This is a genomic window from Streptomyces sp. NPDC051172 (genome assembly GCF_040682555.1).
In the GTDB taxonomy this organism is placed as follows: Bacteria; Actinomycetota; Actinomycetes; order Streptomycetales; family Streptomycetaceae; genus Streptomyces.
In genome coordinates this window covers 1-1,307 of record NZ_JBFBBE010000372.1, presented here as the reverse complement: position 1 = coordinate 1,307, position 1,307 = coordinate 1, and the positions used below count along the sequence as shown (strand labels likewise).

2 rRNA genes are annotated in these 1,307 nt (G+C 55.6%); both read left to right on the top strand.

Annotated elements, in window-relative coordinates:
- Positions 1-66 (top strand): 16S ribosomal RNA (locus AB0N07_RS51225); the annotation flags it as partial.
- A gap of 437 nt (positions 67-503) precedes the next feature.
- Positions 504-1,307 (top strand): 23S ribosomal RNA (locus AB0N07_RS51220); the annotation flags it as partial.

Sequence of the window (1,307 nt, the reverse complement as noted above, 5' to 3'; positions counted from 1 at the left end):
CCAGCGATTGGGACTAAGTCGTAACAAGGTAGCCGTACCGGAAGGTGCGGCTGGATCACCTCCTTTCTAAGGAGCATTAGTGCCCGTTGCATCACCGCGTGTGTGATGGCGGGTTGCTCATGGGTGGAACATCAATGAATGGTGCCAGTGGTGGTGCCGGCAGTGCTCGAGTACGTCATGCCTTTGCGGGTGTGGTTGGAATGGGTGGTGTTGGTGGCTGCGAGCTGGTGTTGGCACACTGTTGGGTCCTGGAACAGCAGGCACCCTGACCTGTGAGGGTTGGGGTTGTGGTTTCTGGTCTCCGTACCTTGTGAAGCTGGCCTTGTGGGTTGGTGGATGGGGTGTGGGTTGTTGTTTGAGAACTGCATAGTGGACGCGAGCATCTTATTTTTTGTTGCTGCATCGTTGATCGCACTGTTCCCCCTGGGGTGGTGTGTGAGGTGTGGTGATGCCGAGAATGACATCTTAGTTAGATATTGCTCATTTGAGGACTTTCATTGTGTGTGAAAGTTTCCAAGGGCGCATGGTGGATGCCTTGGCAACAGGAGCCGAAGAAGGACGTGGGAATCTGCGATAAGCCTGGTGGAGTCGATAACCGGACGTTGAGACCAGGATTTCCGAATGGGGAAACCCCGCACGACGTGTCGTGTGACCCCCGGTTGAACACATAGACCGGGTGGAGGGAACGTGGGGAAGTGAAACATCTCAGTACCCACAGGAAGAGAAAACAAAAGTGATTCCGTTAGTAGTGGCGAGCGAACGCGGATGGGGCTAAACCGTATGTGTGTGATACCCGGCAGGGGTTGCATGTGCGGTGTTGTGGGCCCCTCCTTGTCATGTCTGCCGGCATGGCGCAGTGAGGTGCGGGCATATAGACGAACCAGTGTGGATGCTGGACCGTAGAGGGTGAGAGTCCCGTAGTCGAAATGTGTTCCGCCGCTGTTGGAGGGTTGCCCGAGTAGCACGGGGCCCGAGGAATCCCGTGTGAATCTGCCAGGACCACCTGGTAAGCCTGAATACTACCTGTTGACCGATAGCGGATCAGTACCGTGAGGGAATGGTGAAAAGTACCCCGGGAGGGGAGTGAAATAGTACCTGAAACCATGTGCCTACAAACCGTTGGAGCCTCCTTGTGGGGTGACAGCGTGCCTTTTGAAGAATGAGCCTGCGAGTTAGTGATACGTGGCGAGGTTAACCCGTGTGGGGAAGCCGTAGCGAAAGCGAGTCTGAATAGGGCGATTGAGTCGCGTGTCCTAGACCCGAAGCGGAGTGATCTACCCATGGCCAGGTTGAAGCGCGTGTAAGAG